This is a genomic window from Streptomyces sp. NPDC107765 (assembly GCF_055657085.1).
In genome coordinates this window covers 376,787-393,088 of the sequence record NZ_JBVKBL010000002.1, presented here as the reverse complement: position 1 = coordinate 393,088, position 16,302 = coordinate 376,787, and the positions used below count along the sequence as shown (strand labels likewise).

Below are 16,302 nucleotides of genomic sequence, written 5' to 3'. Positions count from 1 at the left end.
GGTGCGGCGCCCACTGGGCGGCGACGACCGCGGACAGGTCTCCGTGGAGTTCCTGGGACTGCTGCCGCTGATCCTGCTGGTCCTGGTGCTGCTCTGGCAGTTCGTGCTGGTCGGGTACAGCTACTCGCTCGCCGCGCACGCCGCCGACCGGGGCGCGCGGGCGGCCACCGCCACCCGGGACGGCGGTGCCGGCGCCTGCCGCACCGCCGCCGAGGACCAGCTGCCGCCCGCCTGGCAGGCGGGTTCCTCGGCCTCCTGCACCACCGAGGCCGGCCTGTGGAAGGCCACCGTCCGGATCAGCGTCCCGGTGCTCTTCCCCGGCGTGGCCAGCTTCCCGGGCCACATCACCGGCTCGGCCGGCGCGGCGAAGGAGGACAGCCGATGAGGACGCTCAGCCGCCCCGGGGGCGTTCCCCGTCGGCGGGCCGCCGGGGCTTCCGAAGGGTTCCGCGGTCCCTCCCGGCGGCTCCGCCACGGCCGCGACCGGGGCCAGGCCTCCATCGAGTTCCTCGGCTTCCTGCCGATCCTCCTGCTCGTCGCGCTGGCCGTGGTCCAGCTCGGCCTGGCGGCCTACACCGTCCAGCAGGCCGGCACCGGCGCGCGGGCCGCGGCCCGTACCGCCTCGATGGACCGGGCCGACCGCGAGACCGATCCGCGGTCCGCCGGCCGGGCCGCGATGAGCGGCTGGGTCGCGGACCGCGCGACCATCTCCGTCAGCGAGGGGGGCGACGCGGTCAGCGCCACGGCGCGGGTCCGGATCCCCTCGATCATCCCCGGCGTCGACGACTTCGGCTCCGCCAGCCGCAGCGCCACCATGCCCCGCCCCGCCGACCCGCAGGGCGCGGCAGCAGCGAGCACGTACGAAGGAGCGCCCCCGCGATGAGTCTGAAAGCCCGGATCGTCGCGCCCGAGCCGGCCGCCGAACCGCGCCACGACAGCCACCTGGTCGCCACCTACCGCGCCAAGCTGCTGGAGGAGATCGACCTCGCCGAGATGTCCTCGCTGACCGCGGCCGAGCGCCGGTCCCGGCTGGAGCGCGTCCTCGGCCACATCATCAGCCGCGAGGGCCCGGTGCTCTCCACCGCCGAACGGTCCCAGCTGATCCGCCGGGTGGTCGACGAGGCGCTGGGCCTGGGCGTGCTGGAACCGCTGCTGGAAGACGCCTCGGTCACCGAGATCATGGTCAACGGGCCGGACCAGGTCTATGTCGAACGCGCCGGCCGGGTCGAGCTCGTCCCGGTCCGCTTCGCCTCGCACGAACAGCTGATGCAGACCATCGAGCGGATCGTCTCCACCGTCAACCGCCGCGTCGACGAGTCCAATCCGATGGTCGACGCCCGCCTCCCCTCCGGGGAGCGCGTCAACGTCATCATCCCGCCGCTCGCCCTGAACGGTGCCACGCTCACCATCCGCCGCTTCCCGCGCGCCTACACCCTCGCCGAACTCATCGGCCGGGGCACGCTCGACGAGCAGATGCTGATGCTGCTGGCCGGGCTGGTGCGCGCCAAGTTCAACGTGGTGGTCTCCGGTGCCACCGGCGCCGGCAAGACCACCCTGCTCAACGCCCTCTCCGGCCTCATCCCGGAGGGCGAGCGGATCATCACCGTCGAGGACGCCGCCGAGCTCCAGCTGCAGCAGACCCACGTCATCCGGCTGGAGGCCCGGCCGCCCAACGTGGAGGGCAAGGGCCGGATCACCATCCGCGACCTCGTACGCAACTCCCTGCGCATGCGCCCCGACCGCATCATCGTCGGCGAGGTGCGCGGCGGGGAGACCCTCGACATGCTCCAGGCGATGTCCACCGGCCACGACGGCTCGCTGGCCACCGTGCACGCCAACAGCGCCGAGGACGCCCTGATGCGGCTGCAGACGCTGGCCTCCATGTCGGACGTGAAGATCCCCTTCGAGGCGCTGCGGGACCAGATCAACAGCGCCGTCGACTGCATCGTCCAGCTCACCCGGCACGCCGACGGCACCCGCCGGATCAGCGAGATCGCCCTCCTCGACTCGCGCGGCCACGAGGACTACCGGATCGCGACGGTCTGCCGGTTCGACGCCGAACCGATGGGCGCCGACCGGATCGTGCACGGCCGCTTCCGCTACTTCCCGTTGCCCCGACGGGTGGCCGAGCGCCTCTTCATGGCGAGCGAGCCCACCCCGCCCGCCTTCGGCGTGGCGGCCACCGACGACCAACTCGCCACCCGGAAGGCCACCTCATGACCGGCCGGTCCCTGACCACCGCCGCCGGGGGGCCGGCCACGGCCTCCCTGAGCCCCCTCGTCCAGCTCACCATCGGGGCCACGCTGCTGTGCGCGGTGCTCGCCGTCGCCGGCGTCCGCAGCTACGCGGCCGGGCGTGCCCAGCGGCAGGCCGTCGTCGACCGCCTCGCCGACGAGCACGGCCTGCCGGCCACCGGGAAACGCCGCCGCTTCCCGTCCGTGGACCGCGCCCTGCGCGGCACCCGCTTCGGCCGCCGCCTGGAACTCCGGCTGGCCGCCACCGGCCTGGACATCACCCCCGGTGAGTTCTTCGTCGGCATGCTCGTCGCGGTCGTCGCCCTCTGGCTGGTCGCGCACGCCGTCCTGGCGCCCTTCTTCGGGCCGATCGCCGCGCTGGTCGCCGTCTGGGCGGCCTTCGCGTTCCTCAACTGGCAGCGCCAGAAACGCATCGAGAAGTTCATCAACCAACTCCCCGAACTCTCCCGGATCCTGGCCAACGCCACCCAGGCCGGGCTGGCGCTGCGCACGGCCCTGGGGATGGCGGCCGAGGAACTGGAGGCACCGGCCGGCGAGGAACTGGCCAAGGTGGCGGCCAAGCTCGCCGTCGGCCACTCCATCGACGAGGCCCTCGGCGAACTCGCCGAACGCCTGCCCTCCCGCGAACTGGTCGTCCTCGTCACCACCCTCGTCCTCTCGAACCGCGCCGGCGGCACCGTCGTCGGCTCGCTGCGGAACCTCACCACGACACTGGAGGAGCGCAAGGAGACCCGTCGCGAGGTCCGCACCCAGCTCTCCCAGGTCACCGTCACCGCCTACGTCGTCCCGCTCCTCGGCGTCGGCACCCTGCTGCTGATGAACCGCATCGCCCCCGGCGCCATCGACCGCATGACGTCCTCCTTCCTCGGCCAGCTCGCGGTCGTGGTCGCCTTCGTCCTCTACGGGCTGGGCTTCTTCTTCATCCGCCGACTGTCCAAGATCGACGTCTGAGGACCGGAGGGGAAACGGGATGGACATCGGAATTCTGCTGGCCGCGGCCTTCGCCCTCGCGGTCGTCGGCATCGCGTGCGGGGTCGCCCTCTACCGCCGCGAGGCCCGGCTGCCGCCCGACCTGGCGTTGTCGCTGGAGGTCGGTGCGACCCGGACGACGGTCGTCGGCTCGGCCGTGGACCGCCTCGGCATGCGCTACGCCCCGCTCGTGCTGCGCCTGATGGGCGAGAAGCGCACCGCCCGGATCCGCCGCCGGATCGACCTGGCGGGCAACCCCGGCGGCCTCACCGTCGACCGCTACGCCGCCCGCCGGGCGGTCTACGGCGCCCTCGGCTTCCTCGGCGCGCTGGTGATGTTCCTGCGCGGTCAGCCGGTTCTCGGCGTCCTGATGGTGCTCTTCGGCCTCTTCTGGAACGAGGTCGGCATCTGGGCCGCGATCCGCCAGCGCAAGGACACGATCGAGCGGACCCTGCCGGACTTCCTGGACGTGCTCGCGGTCGTGGTCAGCGCCGGGCTGAGTTTCCGCCAGGCACTCGACCGGGTCGCGGACAAATACGAAGGCCCGTGGGCCGATGAACTCCGGATCACCCTGCGGCAGATGGACATGGGCGTCAGCCGCCGCGCCGCCTTCGAGGAACTGCGCAAACGCAACGACTCCGAACAGGTCGCCCAGTTCGTCACCGCCCTCCAGCAGGGCGAGGAACTCGGTTCCCCCATCGTCGACACCCTCATCCAGATCGCCAACGACATGCGCCGGACCGACGCCCAGAACGCCCGCCGGCGCGCCGCCCGGGCCGTCCCCAAGGCCACCATGGTCGTCACCACGTTCATGGTGCCGGCGACGATGATCCTGCTCATCGCGGGTTTCTTCCTCGGCTCGGGCACCAATTTCGGCTCGTTGATGGGGGATTGAGGAAGCGTCCGCACGACGCCGTGGAAGCGCACGGCCCGAGTGCCCGGCGCTCGGCGGATTGCCGTGCCGGGCCCGGCCGGATGCGTGCGGTGCACGGCCCGCTTTCCCGTCAACGCCTTCGCAACAGCAACGAGTTGTGTCACAGTGGGTGGACCGGCGGTCACCGCCGCGCTCGGGCGCGGGGAGGCCGGCCGGTCCGCATGGGCATCGGCGCCGGGACGCGGTCCGGAGGGGGAACGGGGGTGGACGAGGTGCATGAGCGTGGCCGAAAGGCGCCGTTGTATCTTCCGCCCGTGTCCCCGAAAGAGGATTGGGTACGGAATCCCTGTCCGGGGAACACCGTTCCGGCGTACTTTTCTGGTGTCATGAGCGCGGCCGACCGCGCCGACACCACGGGGGCAGACCAGCCGGACCAGAGCGGTGCGGCCGCCCATGGAGGGGAAGACGATGGCGAAGCGGTTTTTGGGCAACGACCGGGGACAGACCTCGATCGAGTACCTCGGCATCATCGCGGTGGTCGTGGCGATCGTCCTGGTCCTGTCGACCACGGACTTCGGCAGCCAGATCGCCAATGCCATCGCCAACAAGATCTCCGACGTCGTCGGCATCTAGGGCCACGGGCCGCCACCGCCATGACGGTCGCCGAACCGCGCCGCGGCGCGCGTGACGCCGGGCAGGCCTTCCCGCTCTACCTCGTGGCGGTCGCGAGCCTGCTCTTCCTCGCGCTCGCCTTCTTCGCCGTGGGGCAGGCGGCGGCCACCCGCAACGGTGCCCAGACCGCCGCCGACGCCGCCGCGCTCGCCGCCGGGCAGAAGTACCGCGACCTGCTGACCAAGGGCGTGCTCGACGGCGTCCGCGACGGCAGCTACGCGACCCACAAGGCCGCCTGGGAGGAACTGCTGAAGGGGCGCGGGGTTCTTTCCCCGGCGGCCTGCGCGAGCGCGGACTGGTTCGCCGGGCGCAACGACGCCGAGGTCTCCGGCTGCGTCCCGGACTCCTGGCCGACCTCGTTCGCGGTGACCGTCAGGACCCGGAACACCGTGGGGGCCTCGGTCATCCCCGGCACCGCGGGCAAGCACGCGTCGGCCGAGGCCACCTCGGTGGTCGGCCCGCGCTGCGCCCCCGCACCCGCCGGCAGCGACGCCGGCGGCAAGGGCGGCAAGGACGACGGCCGCGGCAAGGACGGCAAGGACGGCGGAGGGGGCAAGGGCGGCGGCAAGGACGACCCCGGGCCCGCCCCCGTCACGATCACCTGCGACGGCAAGGAATGGACCCTCGACGCCGGCGACCCGACGCACCTCCCCGACGCCTCCGACCTCTTCTCCGTACGGCTGGCCCACTGACTGCCAAGGCCACCACACCGACCACCACACCGACCCGCACCGGGCACCCGACGATCGAAGGAATCGCATCCATGAGCATTCGGCGCACCACGAAGGCCGCCAGGGGAGCGGTCGCCATGGCGAGCGCTGTCGGCCTGGCTCTCGTCGTGTCCGGCTGCGGTGGCGGTGGCGGGGACGGCGGTGCGGGGGCGGACGACAAGAAGCCGCCGGCCCGTAGCAGCACGCCCAAGGACGGCGGCCCCGGCACCCCGGCGGCCGACTCCAGCAAGGTGATCGGCGAGATGAAGGGCCCGGACGGCATCGTGGTCACCCTGAACTCCGTGGTCCGCGACTCCGGCGGCTTCGTCACCGTCAACGGCACGGTCAGCAACCACGGCAGCCGCGCCTTCAACGCCATCGACTGGCGCTCCAACGAGACCGAGCTGCGGTCGCGTTCGTCCATCTCGGGCGCCACCCTGGTCGACAAGGCGGGCAAGAAGCGCTATCTGGTGCTGCGCGACACCAACGGCGAGTGCCTGTGCACGACGGGCCTGAGCGGGCTGATGCCGGGGGCGAGCCGCCCGATATTCGCGCAGTTCCCGGCGCCACCGGCCAAGGTGACCGAGGTCGACTTCCAGCTGCCGACCCTGCCGCCGGCGACCGTGCAGATCACGGACTGAGCGGGCCGCCCGATGACCGTGAACCCCACGCCCCTTTCCCTACGTTCGCGCCGGATGCCCCGCGGCGCCGTCCCGGCCGTCGTCGCGCTGCTGCTGGCCGCCACGCTGTCGGCACCCCCCGCCCACGCCGATCCGCCGGGGGTGACCGAGGACTCCGGCCCACCCGTCCGGATCGACCCCCACGACCCCGATCTGCGGATGGTGCAGGGGGCCAAGCTGGCGCCGGCGAAGGTGCTGAACATCAAGTCGATCGTGGAGACCGACGACGGCTCGGAGCGGCGGCAGGACACCAACGACAACGTGACGTTCGCGCTGCAGGCCGAGGTGCTGTTCGGCAAGGACAGCGCCGAGCTGACGGGGGACGCGCTGTCCCGGATCGGCGCCATCGCCGACGAGGTCAGGAAGCAACACGCCACCAGCCTGCGGGTCTTCGGTTTCACCGACAACCTCGGCTCGGCGAGCCACGGGCTGGTGCTGTCCAAGAAGCGGGCCACCGCCGTCCAGGAGGAGCTGGCCAAGGACCTCGGCTCGGAGGTCGGCTTCCAGATCCGCGGCTACGGCGAGCAGTACCCGATCGCGGACAACACCACCGAGGAAGGCCGCAAGAAGAACCGCAGGGTCGAGGTCAGCTTCCCGCGGGCGGGTTCGTAGCCGCGGGCGGGAAGGGCGCCGGGGGCGGACAGCCGCCCGGCGCGGGCCGGTTGCCCGGGGGCGGGTACGGCGACTGGAGGGACGGGGCGGGCACGCGGGTGCGCAGGACCAGGGTGCCCACGGCCTTGTCGTGCAGACACTGCCGGTACGGCCGGTCCCACAGGCAGAACAGCGCGTCGACCTGGCTGAGCACCGGCACCGCCCACATCCCCAGGTGCGCGAGATGCCGCGCCAGGGCCGTCCCGTAGGGCAGCCGGCGGCCGTCGGCCACCCGGACGACGGTCAGCCCGCAGATCAGCTTGCCCACCGTGCCCCCGCAGGTGGCCGTCAGCAGCGGCGAGTAGAGGAACACCATCGCCACGGCCGTCACGAGGGTCAGGTAGAAGGGCGAGTTGTCCGCCGAGCGGCCGAGGGTGACGGCCAGGCCGATGGCCGCCGATATGCCGGACAGCGCGACGGCGGCGATCACCACGTCGATGACGACGGCGAGCAGCCGCCGGCCCGGGTTGGCGAGGACGGGAGGGCGTGCGTTCATCCGCGCATGTGATCACTCGGGGACGGGGGACGGCAAGCCGCCCGCAGGGCCGGCCGGACAATATTGGACCGAGCGATTCAAATCGTGCTACGTTGATGTCATGGCGCGACCCAGGCAGTTCGACGAGGACCGGGCGCTCGACGCCGCGATGGAAGCGTTCTGGGTCACCGGCTACGAGGCGACGTCCACCCAGGACCTCTGTGACGCCACCGGGCTGGGACGCAGCAGCATCTACAACACCTTCAAGAGCAAGCACGACCTGTTCGAACGGGCCCTGGCCCGTTACATGGAGCGCAAGAACGCCGAGATGTACGCGCTGCTGGAGAGCGAGCTGCCGGCCCGGCAGAAGATCCGTGCACTGCTCCAGCGGACGATCGACGACGAGTGCGCGCCCGGCGCGGACGGCCGCGGCTGTCTGGTCGTCAACACCTGCATCGAGGTGTCGGCCCACGACCCGTCGGTCGCGGCCACGCTGGAACGGGACTACGGCGCACGGCTGGCGGCGCTCCGGGCGATGATCGAGGCGGGGCAGCGGGCCGGCGACCTCACCTCGCGGACGGACGCCGGTACGCTCGCCCACCTCCTCATCGCCACGATCGGCGGGCTGCGGGTCTCGGCCCGGGCCGGGATCGGTCGCGCGGCGCTGGAGGGCGTGGCGGACGCGGCGATGAGCGGGTTCTGAGCGGCCGGCCGGATGCCGGGGCGGTACGGGCCGGGAGCCCGGACCGCCCCGCCCGCTACCGCGCCTGCCCGCCCCGCAGCGCCACCAGCACCACACCTCCCGCGGCCAGCGCGGCGACGGCGAGGCCGAAGGTGGTGGCGGCCGCCGGGAGGCCGATCGCGTCGCTGAGGTAGCCGTCGGCGACCGGGAGGGCGCCCGCCAGGAAGTAACCGCCCGCGTTCAGCGCGGCGTTGGCCTCCGCGCGGCGGGTGGCCGGGACCTCGCGGCTCAGCAGCGTCAGCCCGCCCAGCTGGCCCGCGCCCTGGCCCGCCCCGGCCAGCAGCACCGCGATGACGAGCGGCGCCAGGGTGCCGGTGTGGATCGCGGTGACCAGGGCGAGCGTGCCGGTGACGGTGGCCGCGCCGGAGGCGAGCAGGACCGTACGGACCGCGAGGCGGCGCAGCGCGAACTGCACGCCCGTGGCGGACAGGAACATCGCCAGCGCCAGCCCGCCCGCCAGCGCGCGGTCGGTCGTGCCGAGCAGTCCGGCGAGCAGTGACGGCCCGAGCGACAGCACGAAGGCGGTGGCGCTGATGCCCGGTGCGAACGCGGCCAGCCCCAGGGCGAGATGGCGTCGGTTGGCGCGCGGCACGCCGGGCACCCGCACCCAGCCGCCCGGCGCGGTGCTCACCGCCCCGTCGCGCCCCGGCAGCGGCATCCGAACCACCACCGCGAGCGCCGTGGCCAGCAGGACGCCCTCGACGACGAAGACCGTGACGGTCGGCGCCGGCGCGGTCTCCGACAGCACCCCGGCCAGTACGGGGCCGATGCCCGCGCCCAGCACCATGGCGGTGGAGGCCAGCAGCGGGCCGATCCGGCGGCCGGCCGCCAGGTCGGTGACCGCGGCCATCCCGGCCGAGACGGCGGCGCCGGTCGCCACGCCGGTCAGCAGCCGTGCGACGGCGAGCGCGGCCACCGAGGGCGCGGTGGCGTAGACGAGGCAGGCGACGAGGGCCAGCAGCAGCGCCGGGACCAGCACCGGCTTGCGCCCGAGCCGGTCCGAGGCGACGCCCGCCACCAGCAGCGCGCCCAGCAGGCCGACCACGTACGCGGCGTAGATCAGCGTCAAGGTCCCGGAGCTGAAGCCGAGTTGGCGCTGCCAGACCGCGTACAGCGGCATCGCCGCGTTCGACAGCACGAAGATCGCGACCACCGGCCAGGCGGCGAACCAGACCTCCCGCACGGGCGGTACGGCGGGGGCCGCGGCCGGCGCCGGGCTCGTGGTGGGTGTGGTCCCGGGCGGCGCGGTGGGTGTTGCGGGCATGGGTGTCCCCTCCTCATCGGCCTGTACGAGTCGAGTCGTACAAGCAGTACGAAGAGATTCGTACAGCCATACCGCAGTACGATGCAAGTCGTACTGCGAAATGGGCTGTGCAGGGGCGGCGGAGCGGCCGCCCGCCAACTGCCGCCCGACCGCCCCGAACCGGAGGAGCGCCGGATGTCGTCCACCCCACCTGCCTGGACCGAGCGGGCGCAGCGGCCGGTGCCGGCCGGCGCGCCCGAACCGCTGCCGGAACCGGCGCGGGACGCGCTGCGGCTGGAGGTCGTCATGGGCGCGCTGAGCGATCCGCTGCGGATGCACATCGTGCGCACGCTGCTGCTGGAGTCCGAGGAGTTCGACCACACCTGCGGCTGGTTCGGCCTGGACCGGCCCAAGTCCTCGCTCACCCACCACTTCCGCACGCTGCGGGAGGCCGGTCTGATCCGGCAGCGGCAGTACGGGCTGGAGCGGCGCAGCCACGTCCGGGTGGACGACCTTGAGGCCCGCTTCCCCGGACTGCTGGCACTGGTGGCCGCCTGGCAGCAGTGACCCCGCCCGGCGGAACGGGACCCGGCGCCCGGCGGTACCGGGCTCAGCGCCCGGCGGCCTCCGGCGCGGGCGTCGGCTCGACGCGCAGCCGCATTCCCGGGCGCAGGCCCCAGTCCGCCATCGCACCGGCCGCCGCCTCCAGGACGTGCCGGGCGCGCAGCCGCGGGCGGCCCAGCCGGCCCGGCGGCATGGTGCGCACCGCCAGCACGCGGAAGTCCCGGCTCAGATAGGCCACATCGATGGCGAACCGCATCCGGAAGGTGTGCACCCCGCTCGCCGGGGTCAGCAGCAGGGCCCCCTCGACGCCGTCGCGGCCCAGCAGACCGCGGGCCCGGGCCCGGTACGAGGCCGCGATCTCCACCGGCACCGCGCGCTCCGCGCCGTACAGCACCCCCGGTCCGTTCCTCCAACGCGCCATGCCCCGCGTTCTATCAGCTCCCGGCGTGCCCCGGGAGACGCCCCCATAGGGTCGGACCGTGTCAGTGATGCTGATGGTGCTCGCCGCCGCCTACGGGGCCGGGGCCGGGCTGCTCATACCGCGGCCCGCCCACCGGATGGCCGTCGGCCCCGAGGAGGAGTGGCGCGCGCAGTGCCCGGGGGGACACCCGATCACCGGCGCGGCGCGCGGCTGGCTGGGGCCGGGGCGCTGCCCGGCCTGCGGGGCGTACGGGCCCGCCGGGGTGCCGACGGCCGTGGTCACCGCGCTGGTCTGCGCGGCCCTGGCGGCGGCCACCGGGCCGCGGCCGGAACTCGCCGCCTGGCTGCTGGCGGCGCCGGCCGCGGTGCTGCTGGTGATCGTCGACTGGCGGGTACGGCGGCTGCCGGACGTGCTGACGCTGCCGCTGGCCGCCGTCCTCGCGGCGGCACTGGGCCTCGCCGGCCGGTTCACCGGCGACACCGGCGCCTGGTGGCGGGCCCTCCTGGCCGGTCTCGTGCTCGCCGCCTGCTACCTGGTCCTGCACCTCGTCAACCCGGCGGGACTCGGACTGGGTGACGTCAAGCTGGCGCTCGGACTGGGGGTCGCCCTTGGGTGGTACGGCTGGCGGACCCTGGTCACCGGCGGCGCGGCCGGGGTGCTGCTCGGCGGGTTCTACGCCGCCGGGCTGCTGATCGTCCGGCGCGGCGCCCGGAAAACCGCCGTACCGCTGGGGCCCTTCCTGATCGCCGGGGCGTTCTGCGGGCTGTTGCCGGCCGCGCTGGCGGCCCGCTGACCCCTCTCGCCGGGGCGCCTGCGGGCCCGTACGCCCGCGCGGGCGCAGGGGCGCACGGCCCGCCGTCCACCCCGGTCGCCGCGCCGGAGCCACGCCGCCGCGCGCGCCGGTGCACACAGCACCCCTTCCGCGGGGTTATGGTGGAAACCCCCCCTCGGGCCGGTCCGTATCCCCCCCACGGACCGGCCCGCTTTTCTTTGCGGCCCGCGGGAGGGTCGCGGACCCCTTGCGGAGATGGCCGGAAAGCAGTGCTTCCGGGCGCTGGTCCGCCGGCCGGGTCAGCCCCGGCGGGCCCAGATGTTGACCCCGTCCGTGGTCGTCGCGAAGCGATCGATCTCGGCGAGTTCGTCGTCCGTGAGGGCCGGGGCGTCGAGGGCCGCGACATTGGCCTCCAGCTGGGCGACGCTGCTGGCGCCGATCAGTGCGGAGGTCATCCGCTCGTCGCGCAGCACCCATCGCAGGGCCAGCTGGGCCAGCGACTGCCCGCGCCGGCCGGCGATCTCGTTGAGGCCGCGCAGCCGGCGCACGACGTCCTCGGAGAGCAGGTTCGGGTCCAGGGACTTGCCCTGGGAGGCGCGCGAGCCCTCGGGAATGCCGTTGAGGTACTTGTCCGTGAGCATGCCCTGGGCCAGCGGCGCGAACGAGATGCAGCCCATGCCCTCGTCCTCCAGGGTGTCCAGCAGCAGGTCGTCCTCGGTCCAGCGGTTGATCATCGAGTACGACGGCTGGTGGATCAGCGGCCGTACACCCATTTCGCGCAGTATGCGGGCGGCGTCCCGGGTCTGCTCGGCGTTGTAGGAGGAGATGCCGACGTAGAGCGCCTTGCCCTGCTGGACGGCGGAGGCCAGTGCGCCCATCGTCTCTTCCAGCGGGGTGTCCGGATCGAAGCGGTGCGAGTAGAAGATATCGACGTAATCGACGCCCATCCGCTTCAGTGACGCATCCAACGACGAGAGGAGATATTTCCGCGAACCCCATTCGCCGTAGGGGCCCGGATGCATCAGATATCCGGCCTTCGTGGAGAGAATCATCTCGTCGCGGTAGCCGCGGAAGTCCTGCGCGAAGATCTTTCCGAAGTTCAGCTCCGCGGAGCCGGGCGGCGGGCCGTAGTTGTTGGCCAGATCGAAGTGGGTGACACCCAGGTCGAAGGCGCGTCGCAGGATGGCCTGCTGGGAGCTCAGGGTGCGGTCGTCCCCGAAGTTGTGCCACAGTCCAAGGGAGATAGCGGGGAGTTTGAGTCCGCTGCGGCCCGTTCGCCGGTACTTCATCGAGTCGTAGCGGGAATCCGCGGCGCGGTAGTCGGTGCCAGTCATGCTCATCTCCCTATCACGTACCTGTGACCTACCTGATGGGGCTGTCTCGACAGCCGAGAAGTAAAGTTGCCCACTTGAGGCGACGGGGCGACCGCCATTGGCACGGAGGGGCTGGACCACACATGCTGCGATCTTCCGGGATGCGCATCCCGTATCCGCCTGCACTGCGGAATCTGGTTTACCGGCTTTACGCGCGGCGGGTGGAGGGTCGCCTGGATCACACCCAGGTGCCCAAGCACATCGGCGTCATCCTCGACGGCAACCGGCGCTGGGCGCGGGCCGACGGGCGGACGACCGAGCAGGGCCACCAGGCGGGCGCGGCCAAGATCGGCGAGCTGCTCGGCTGGTGCGCGGAGACCGATGTGGAGGTCGTCACGCTCTGGCTGCTGTCGACGGACAACCTCGACCGGCCCGAGGCCGAGCTGAAGCCGCTGCTCGCCATCATCGAGAACACCGTGCGGGACCTGGCCGCCGACGGCCGCTGGCGGGTGCACCACGTCGGCAACCGCGACCTGCTGCCCGAGGCCACCCAGACGGTCCTCAAGGAGGCCGAGGCGGCCACCCTGGACAACAAGGGCATCCTGGTCAACGTCGCGGTCGGCTACGGCGGCCGGCAGGAGATCGCGGACGCGGTGCGCTCGCTGCTGCTGGAGCACGCCGAGCGCGGCACCTCCTTCGAGGAACTGGCCGAGATCGTCGACATCGACCACATCTCGGAGCACCTCTACACCCGCGGCCAGCCCGACCCGGACCTGGTGATCCGGACCAGCGGCGAGCAGCGGCTGTCGGGCTTCATGCTGTGGCAGAGCGCCCATTCGGAGTACTACTTCTGCGAGGTCTTCTGGCCGGCGTTCCGGAAGGTCGACTTCCTGCGCGCGCTGCGCGACTACGCGGCCCGGCACCGCCGCTACGGCTTCTAGCAGGCCGCACCCTCCTCCCGGCGAAGCCCCCGCCGGCCCGAACGGGCCCCGGCGGGGGCTTTTCTGACGGCGTCTTCGCCGAAAACCACCCGGTCGGCCCCTCTTCCGCCGCCCGCGCCGGCCGGCCCGGCGGAGCGATCACGCGTAACCCAAGGTTCATCGACCGTGCGTCATATGCCGTGGCATGGCGACGGGGGTTCGAGGGAATATCCCATCCAGGTCGGCGTCCGGAACAAGCCATCGGGCGCCGCATCTCAGCGGACGGCACGGTGCCGTCCGCCCGGGAGGCCCTTTGCACATCACGGAGATCCGTGCGCACCGCACGGGCGACGCGAGGGGCCGGCGCTCGGCCCGCGCATCGTGGCCTGAGCCCGGTCCGGTCCTGAGATGGCCGGGGGTCCCGAGGGCGCTGCCCAGCAGCCGCTGGGCGCACCGCGTCCCCGGGAGCACACCGCCCCGCGACGCCGTCGCACCCCAACCTCATCCGAGGGGGTTCGTCCACCCGTGGTGAACAGCAAGCAGCGCCGTGCCAACGACCGGCGCACTTATGTCCTCGACACCAGTGTGCTGCTGGCGGATCCAGGCGCCATGGCCCGCTTCGACGAGCACGAGGTCGTGCTGCCGGTCGTGGTGGTCACGGAACTGGAGGCCAAGCGGCACCATCCCGAGCTCGGCTACTTCGCCCGGCAGGCGCTGCGCCGGCTGGACGAGTACCGGGTGCAGTACGGGCGGCTGGACTCGCCCATCCCCATCGGAGAGCTCGGCGGGACGCTCCGGGTCGAACTGAACCACTCCGACACCGGCATCCTGCCTCCGGGCTTCCTCAACGGGCACAGCCGGCTGGGTGACAACGACTCGCGGATCCTCGCCGTCGCGCGCAACCTCCAGGCCGAGGGGTTCGACGTCACGGTCGTCTCCAAGGACCTGCCGATGCGCATCAAGGCGTCCTCGGTGGGCCTGCTGGCCGAGGAGTACCGCGCCGAACTCGCCATCACCGAATCCGGGTGGACCGGGATGGCCGAGGTGGCCGTCCCCGCCGACCAGGTCGACGACCTGTTCTCCGCCGAGACGGTGTACGTACCGGAGGCGGCCGGGCTGCCGGTGCACACGGGCCTGGTGCTGCAGTCCGAGCGCGGCAAGGCGCTCGGCCGGGTCACCGCGGACGGCACGGTCCGGCTGGTCCGGGGCGACCGGGAGGCGTTCGGCATCCACGGGCGCAGCGCCGAACAGCGGATCGCGCTGGACCTGCTGCTCGACCCGGACGTCGGCATCGTGTCGATGGGCGGGCGGGCCGGCACGGGCAAGTCGGCGCTGGCGCTGTGCGCGGGCCTGGAGGCGGTGCTGGAGCGCCGGCAGCACCGCAAGGTGATGGTCTTCCGCCCGCTGTACGCGGTCGGCGGGCAGGAGCTGGGCTATCTGCCGGGCAGCGAGGCGGAGAAGATGAGCCCCTGGGCGCAGGCCGTCTTCGACACGCTGTCCGCGGTGACCACCAAGGACGTCATCGAAGAGGTGGTGGGCCGCGGCATGTTGGAGGTGCTGCCGCTGACCCACATCCGCGGGCGGTCGCTGCACGACGCGTTCGTCATCGTGGACGAGGCCCAGTCCCTGGAACGCAATGTCCTTTTGACGGTTCTGTCCCGTATCGGGGCCAACTCCCGGGTCGTGCTGACCCATGACGTCGCCCAGCGGGACAACCTCCGGGTCGGGCGCTACGACGGAGTGGTCGCGGTCGTCGAGAAGCTGAAAGGACATCCGCTTTTCGCCCATGTCACCCTGAACCGCTCGGAACGGTCGCCGATTGCGGCACTGGTGACCGAAATGCTGGAGGACGTCAGGATCTGATCCACCAGACCTGGACAACCGCTCGGATCGGGCCAGTTGTCCGGATCTGACCCGCTGTAAGGCGGTGCCGCCCGGCGAAGCGAAGGAGCTTAGCCGGGCGGCGTTCTGCTGCGCGCCGATATCCGAAAATACTCGGGGGTAAACGAGGTGTGAGCTTTCACACCCGGCCGGGAATTGATTCCCGGTGTGTCGTTCGGGCAGAGTCTGGGTCCTGTCAGGCCCCGCATACGGCATCCGCACCCCCAGCGGTGCAGAACAACCGAACTTCATAGTGAGTTGCCGTATGCCGCCCGAGCACCACGCGGACCCCGAGGGGGACGTACCGGGCCAGTGCCTCCCGTGACCAGCCGGTCCCGCCCGCTCAACAGGGCCCGGAACAAGGGGAGACCAGCGCCAGGGGCACGATTGCGTCCGCGAGGTCACCTAAGCGGGCGATGCTGGAAGGAAAACGTGTGAGCCGGATCTCGGTCCGGGGATTCGCCGTGGCATCCGCCACCGCGGTCACCACCGTCGGCGCCGTCGTCGGCGTCGCTGCAGGGCAGCCCGCCACGGTCAACGCCGAGGCCACCGCTGCCGATGCGACGACCATTGCCGACATCCCCGCAGGCGCACAGGCCCAGGTGCAGACGGCTTCCCTGACGCAGCAGGCGGACCAGGCGTCCACCCAGGCGGACGCGACAGCCCTCAAGTCTGCGCAGGAGGCCGCGCGCAAGGCCGCCGCGGAGACCGCGCAGAGCAAGAAGGACGCCGCGGACCAGCAGGCCAAGAAGGAAGCCGACGCGCGCAAGAAGAAGGAGCTGGCCGCGTCCCGCTCCTCCTCTCGCACCGACCTCGGCGACCTGGTCGGCAAGAGCTCGTACACGATCGCGGAGACGCAGGCCATCGCGCGCCAGATGATGGCGGGCGACCAGTTCCAGTGCTTCAGCAACATCGTGAGCCACGAGTCCGGCTGGAACTACAAGGCCACCAACGCCGGCTCGGGTGCCTACGGCCTCGTCCAGGCGCTGCCCGGCTCGAAGATGGCCTCCGCGGGCTCCGACTGGCAGACGAACCCGGCGACCCAGATCAAGTGGGGCCTGAACTACATGAACGACCGCTACGGCAGCCCCTGCGGCGCCTGGTCGTTCTGGCAGGCGAACAGCTGGTACTAGGCCCATCGGCCGCACACCGCGCCTCTCG

The 16,302-nt window shown here is 72.3% G+C and carries 19 protein-coding genes; 15 read left to right on the top strand and 4 right to left on the bottom strand.

Features of this window, described 5'->3' with window-relative positions:
• The first annotated feature begins 1 nt into the window (after position 1).
• The 9 genes from ACZ7MX_RS06235 to ACZ7MX_RS06195 all read left to right on the top strand — a co-directional run bounded on the left by ACZ7MX_RS06235 (position 2) and on the right by ACZ7MX_RS06195 (position 6,771).
• Positions 2-385, top strand: coding sequence for a TadE/TadG family type IV pilus assembly protein (locus tag ACZ7MX_RS06235; RefSeq protein ID WP_261955939.1), 384 nt, complete (start codon positions 2-4; stop codon positions 383-385).
• Positions 382-882, top strand: coding sequence for a TadE family protein (locus ACZ7MX_RS06230; protein WP_472129809.1), 501 nt, complete (start codon positions 382-384; stop codon positions 880-882). The genes ACZ7MX_RS06235 and ACZ7MX_RS06230 overlap by 4 nt, the downstream gene beginning before the upstream one ends.
• Positions 879-2,219 carry a CpaF family protein gene (locus ACZ7MX_RS06225; protein ID WP_472129808.1) on the top strand — a complete coding sequence of 447 codons (1,341 nt, stop codon included), beginning with the start codon at positions 879-881 and terminating at the stop codon, positions 2,217-2,219. The genes ACZ7MX_RS06230 and ACZ7MX_RS06225 overlap by 4 nt, the downstream gene beginning before the upstream one ends.
• Positions 2,216-3,205: a type II secretion system F family protein gene (locus ACZ7MX_RS06220; protein WP_472129806.1), complete on the top strand. Its 990-nt coding sequence runs from the start codon at positions 2,216-2,218 to the stop codon at positions 3,203-3,205. Before ACZ7MX_RS06225 ends, ACZ7MX_RS06220 begins: the two co-directional genes overlap by 4 nt.
• A 19-nt stretch (positions 3,206-3,224) precedes the next feature.
• Positions 3,225-4,118, top strand: a complete 894-nt coding sequence (locus tag ACZ7MX_RS06215) for a DUF5936 domain-containing protein (protein ID WP_472129804.1) — start codon at positions 3,225-3,227, stop codon at positions 4,116-4,118.
• Between the two features lie 447 nt (positions 4,119-4,565).
• Positions 4,566-4,730: a hypothetical protein gene (locus ACZ7MX_RS06210; protein WP_006603411.1), complete on the top strand. Its 165-nt coding sequence runs from the start codon at positions 4,566-4,568 to the stop codon at positions 4,728-4,730.
• Between the two features lie 20 nt (positions 4,731-4,750).
• Positions 4,751-5,461, top strand: coding sequence for a pilus assembly protein TadG-related protein (locus ACZ7MX_RS06205; protein WP_472129802.1), 711 nt, complete (start codon positions 4,751-4,753; stop codon positions 5,459-5,461).
• Between the two features lie 71 nt (positions 5,462-5,532).
• The gene (locus tag ACZ7MX_RS06200; protein WP_472129800.1) at positions 5,533-6,120 is read left to right on the top strand and encodes a hypothetical protein; all 588 of its coding nucleotides are present in this window, start codon (positions 5,533-5,535) and stop codon (positions 6,118-6,120) included.
• A gap of 54 nt (positions 6,121-6,174) precedes the next feature.
• Positions 6,175-6,771 (top strand): OmpA family protein, encoded by a 597-nt coding sequence (locus ACZ7MX_RS06195; RefSeq protein WP_472129798.1) that lies wholly within the window; start codon positions 6,175-6,177, stop codon positions 6,769-6,771.
• Here ACZ7MX_RS06195 and ACZ7MX_RS06190 read toward each other — a convergent pair.
• The gene (locus tag ACZ7MX_RS06190) at positions 6,746-7,306 is read right to left on the bottom strand and encodes an RDD family protein (RefSeq protein ID WP_472129796.1); all 561 of its coding nucleotides are present in this window, start codon (positions 7,304-7,306) and stop codon (positions 6,746-6,748) included. The genes ACZ7MX_RS06195 and ACZ7MX_RS06190 overlap by 26 nt on opposite strands.
• A gap of 100 nt (positions 7,307-7,406) precedes the next feature.
• Between ACZ7MX_RS06190 and ACZ7MX_RS06185 the strand changes: the two genes are divergently transcribed.
• Positions 7,407-7,988 carry a TetR/AcrR family transcriptional regulator gene (locus ACZ7MX_RS06185; RefSeq protein WP_472129794.1) on the top strand — a complete coding sequence of 194 codons (582 nt, stop codon included), beginning with the start codon at positions 7,407-7,409 and terminating at the stop codon, positions 7,986-7,988.
• A gap of 55 nt (positions 7,989-8,043) precedes the next feature.
• On the opposite strand, the gene ACZ7MX_RS06180 is transcribed toward ACZ7MX_RS06185, so the two are convergent.
• A complete protein-coding gene (locus tag ACZ7MX_RS06180; protein ID WP_472129792.1) occupies positions 8,044-9,291 on the bottom strand; it encodes an MFS transporter in 1,248 nt (415 codons plus the stop codon).
• Between the two features lie 174 nt (positions 9,292-9,465).
• Here ACZ7MX_RS06180 and ACZ7MX_RS06175 point away from each other — a divergent pair, with 174 nt between their 5' ends.
• Positions 9,466-9,837 carry an ArsR family transcriptional regulator gene (locus ACZ7MX_RS06175; RefSeq protein WP_472130583.1) on the top strand — a complete coding sequence of 124 codons (372 nt, stop codon included), beginning with the start codon at positions 9,466-9,468 and terminating at the stop codon, positions 9,835-9,837.
• A 43-nt stretch (positions 9,838-9,880) separates the two neighbouring features.
• Here ACZ7MX_RS06175 and ACZ7MX_RS06170 read toward each other — a convergent pair whose 3' ends face one another.
• Entirely contained in the window at positions 9,881-10,255 is a 375-nt protein-coding gene (locus tag ACZ7MX_RS06170; protein ID WP_472129790.1) for a DUF192 domain-containing protein, read from the bottom strand.
• A gap of 58 nt (positions 10,256-10,313) precedes the next feature.
• On the opposite strand from ACZ7MX_RS06170, the gene ACZ7MX_RS06165 reads away from it, so the two are divergent.
• The gene (locus ACZ7MX_RS06165; protein WP_472129788.1) at positions 10,314-11,048 is read left to right on the top strand and encodes a prepilin peptidase; all 735 of its coding nucleotides are present in this window, start codon (positions 10,314-10,316) and stop codon (positions 11,046-11,048) included.
• Between the two features lie 278 nt (positions 11,049-11,326).
• On the opposite strand, the gene mgrA is transcribed toward ACZ7MX_RS06165, so the two are convergent.
• Positions 11,327-12,361: an L-glyceraldehyde 3-phosphate reductase gene (mgrA, locus tag ACZ7MX_RS06160; RefSeq protein ID WP_472129786.1), complete on the bottom strand. Its 1,035-nt coding sequence runs from the start codon at positions 12,359-12,361 to the stop codon at positions 11,327-11,329.
• Between the two features lie 140 nt (positions 12,362-12,501).
• On the opposite strand from mgrA, the gene ACZ7MX_RS06155 reads away from it, so the two are divergent.
• The 3 genes from ACZ7MX_RS06155 (at position 12,502) to ACZ7MX_RS06145 (ending at position 16,274) form a co-directional block, all read left to right on the top strand.
• On the top strand, positions 12,502-13,281 hold the full coding sequence (locus ACZ7MX_RS06155) for an isoprenyl transferase (protein ID WP_472130581.1): 780 nt from the start codon (positions 12,502-12,504) through the stop codon (positions 13,279-13,281).
• 504 nt (positions 13,282-13,785) lie between these two features.
• Positions 13,786-15,123: a PhoH family protein gene (locus ACZ7MX_RS06150; protein ID WP_472129784.1), complete on the top strand. Its 1,338-nt coding sequence runs from the start codon at positions 13,786-13,788 to the stop codon at positions 15,121-15,123.
• 452 nt (positions 15,124-15,575) lie between these two features.
• Positions 15,576-16,274 (top strand): aggregation-promoting factor C-terminal-like domain-containing protein, encoded by a 699-nt coding sequence (locus ACZ7MX_RS06145; protein WP_472129782.1) that lies wholly within the window; start codon positions 15,576-15,578, stop codon positions 16,272-16,274.
• Positions 16,275-16,302 lie beyond the last annotated feature (28 nt).

What these genes read in the sequence shown, in the direction of transcription:
- ACZ7MX_RS06195 (WP_472129798.1), top strand. Translation starts at nt 6,175, where the DNA reads ATGCCCCGCGGCGCCGTCCCGGCCGTCGTCGCGCTGCTGCTGGCCGCC.
- ACZ7MX_RS06180 (WP_472129792.1), bottom strand. Translation starts at nt 9,291, where the DNA reads ATGCCCGCAACACCCACCGCGCCGCCCGGGACCACACCCACCACGAGC.
- ACZ7MX_RS06210 (WP_006603411.1), top strand. Translation starts at nt 4,566, where the DNA reads ATGGCGAAGCGGTTTTTGGGCAACGACCGGGGACAGACCTCGATCGAG.
- ACZ7MX_RS06175 (WP_472130583.1), top strand. Translation starts at nt 9,466, where the DNA reads ATGTCGTCCACCCCACCTGCCTGGACCGAGCGGGCGCAGCGGCCGGTG.
- ACZ7MX_RS06225 (WP_472129808.1), top strand. Translation starts at nt 879, where the DNA reads ATGAGTCTGAAAGCCCGGATCGTCGCGCCCGAGCCGGCCGCCGAACCG.
- ACZ7MX_RS06215 (WP_472129804.1), top strand. Translation starts at nt 3,225, where the DNA reads ATGGACATCGGAATTCTGCTGGCCGCGGCCTTCGCCCTCGCGGTCGTC.
- ACZ7MX_RS06200 (WP_472129800.1), top strand. Translation starts at nt 5,533, where the DNA reads ATGAGCATTCGGCGCACCACGAAGGCCGCCAGGGGAGCGGTCGCCATG.
- ACZ7MX_RS06185 (WP_472129794.1), top strand. Translation starts at nt 7,407, where the DNA reads ATGGCGCGACCCAGGCAGTTCGACGAGGACCGGGCGCTCGACGCCGCG.
- ACZ7MX_RS06230 (WP_472129809.1), top strand. Translation starts at nt 382, where the DNA reads ATGAGGACGCTCAGCCGCCCCGGGGGCGTTCCCCGTCGGCGGGCCGCC.
- ACZ7MX_RS06205 (WP_472129802.1), top strand. Translation starts at nt 4,751, where the DNA reads ATGACGGTCGCCGAACCGCGCCGCGGCGCGCGTGACGCCGGGCAGGCC.
- ACZ7MX_RS06170 (WP_472129790.1), bottom strand. Translation starts at nt 10,255, where the DNA reads ATGGCGCGTTGGAGGAACGGACCGGGGGTGCTGTACGGCGCGGAGCGC.
- mgrA (WP_472129786.1), bottom strand. Translation starts at nt 12,361, where the DNA reads ATGACTGGCACCGACTACCGCGCCGCGGATTCCCGCTACGACTCGATG.
- ACZ7MX_RS06220 (WP_472129806.1), top strand. Translation starts at nt 2,216, where the DNA reads ATGACCGGCCGGTCCCTGACCACCGCCGCCGGGGGGCCGGCCACGGCC.
- ACZ7MX_RS06190 (WP_472129796.1), bottom strand. Translation starts at nt 7,306, where the DNA reads ATGAACGCACGCCCTCCCGTCCTCGCCAACCCGGGCCGGCGGCTGCTC.
- ACZ7MX_RS06155 (WP_472130581.1), top strand. Translation starts at nt 12,502, where the DNA reads ATGCGCATCCCGTATCCGCCTGCACTGCGGAATCTGGTTTACCGGCTT.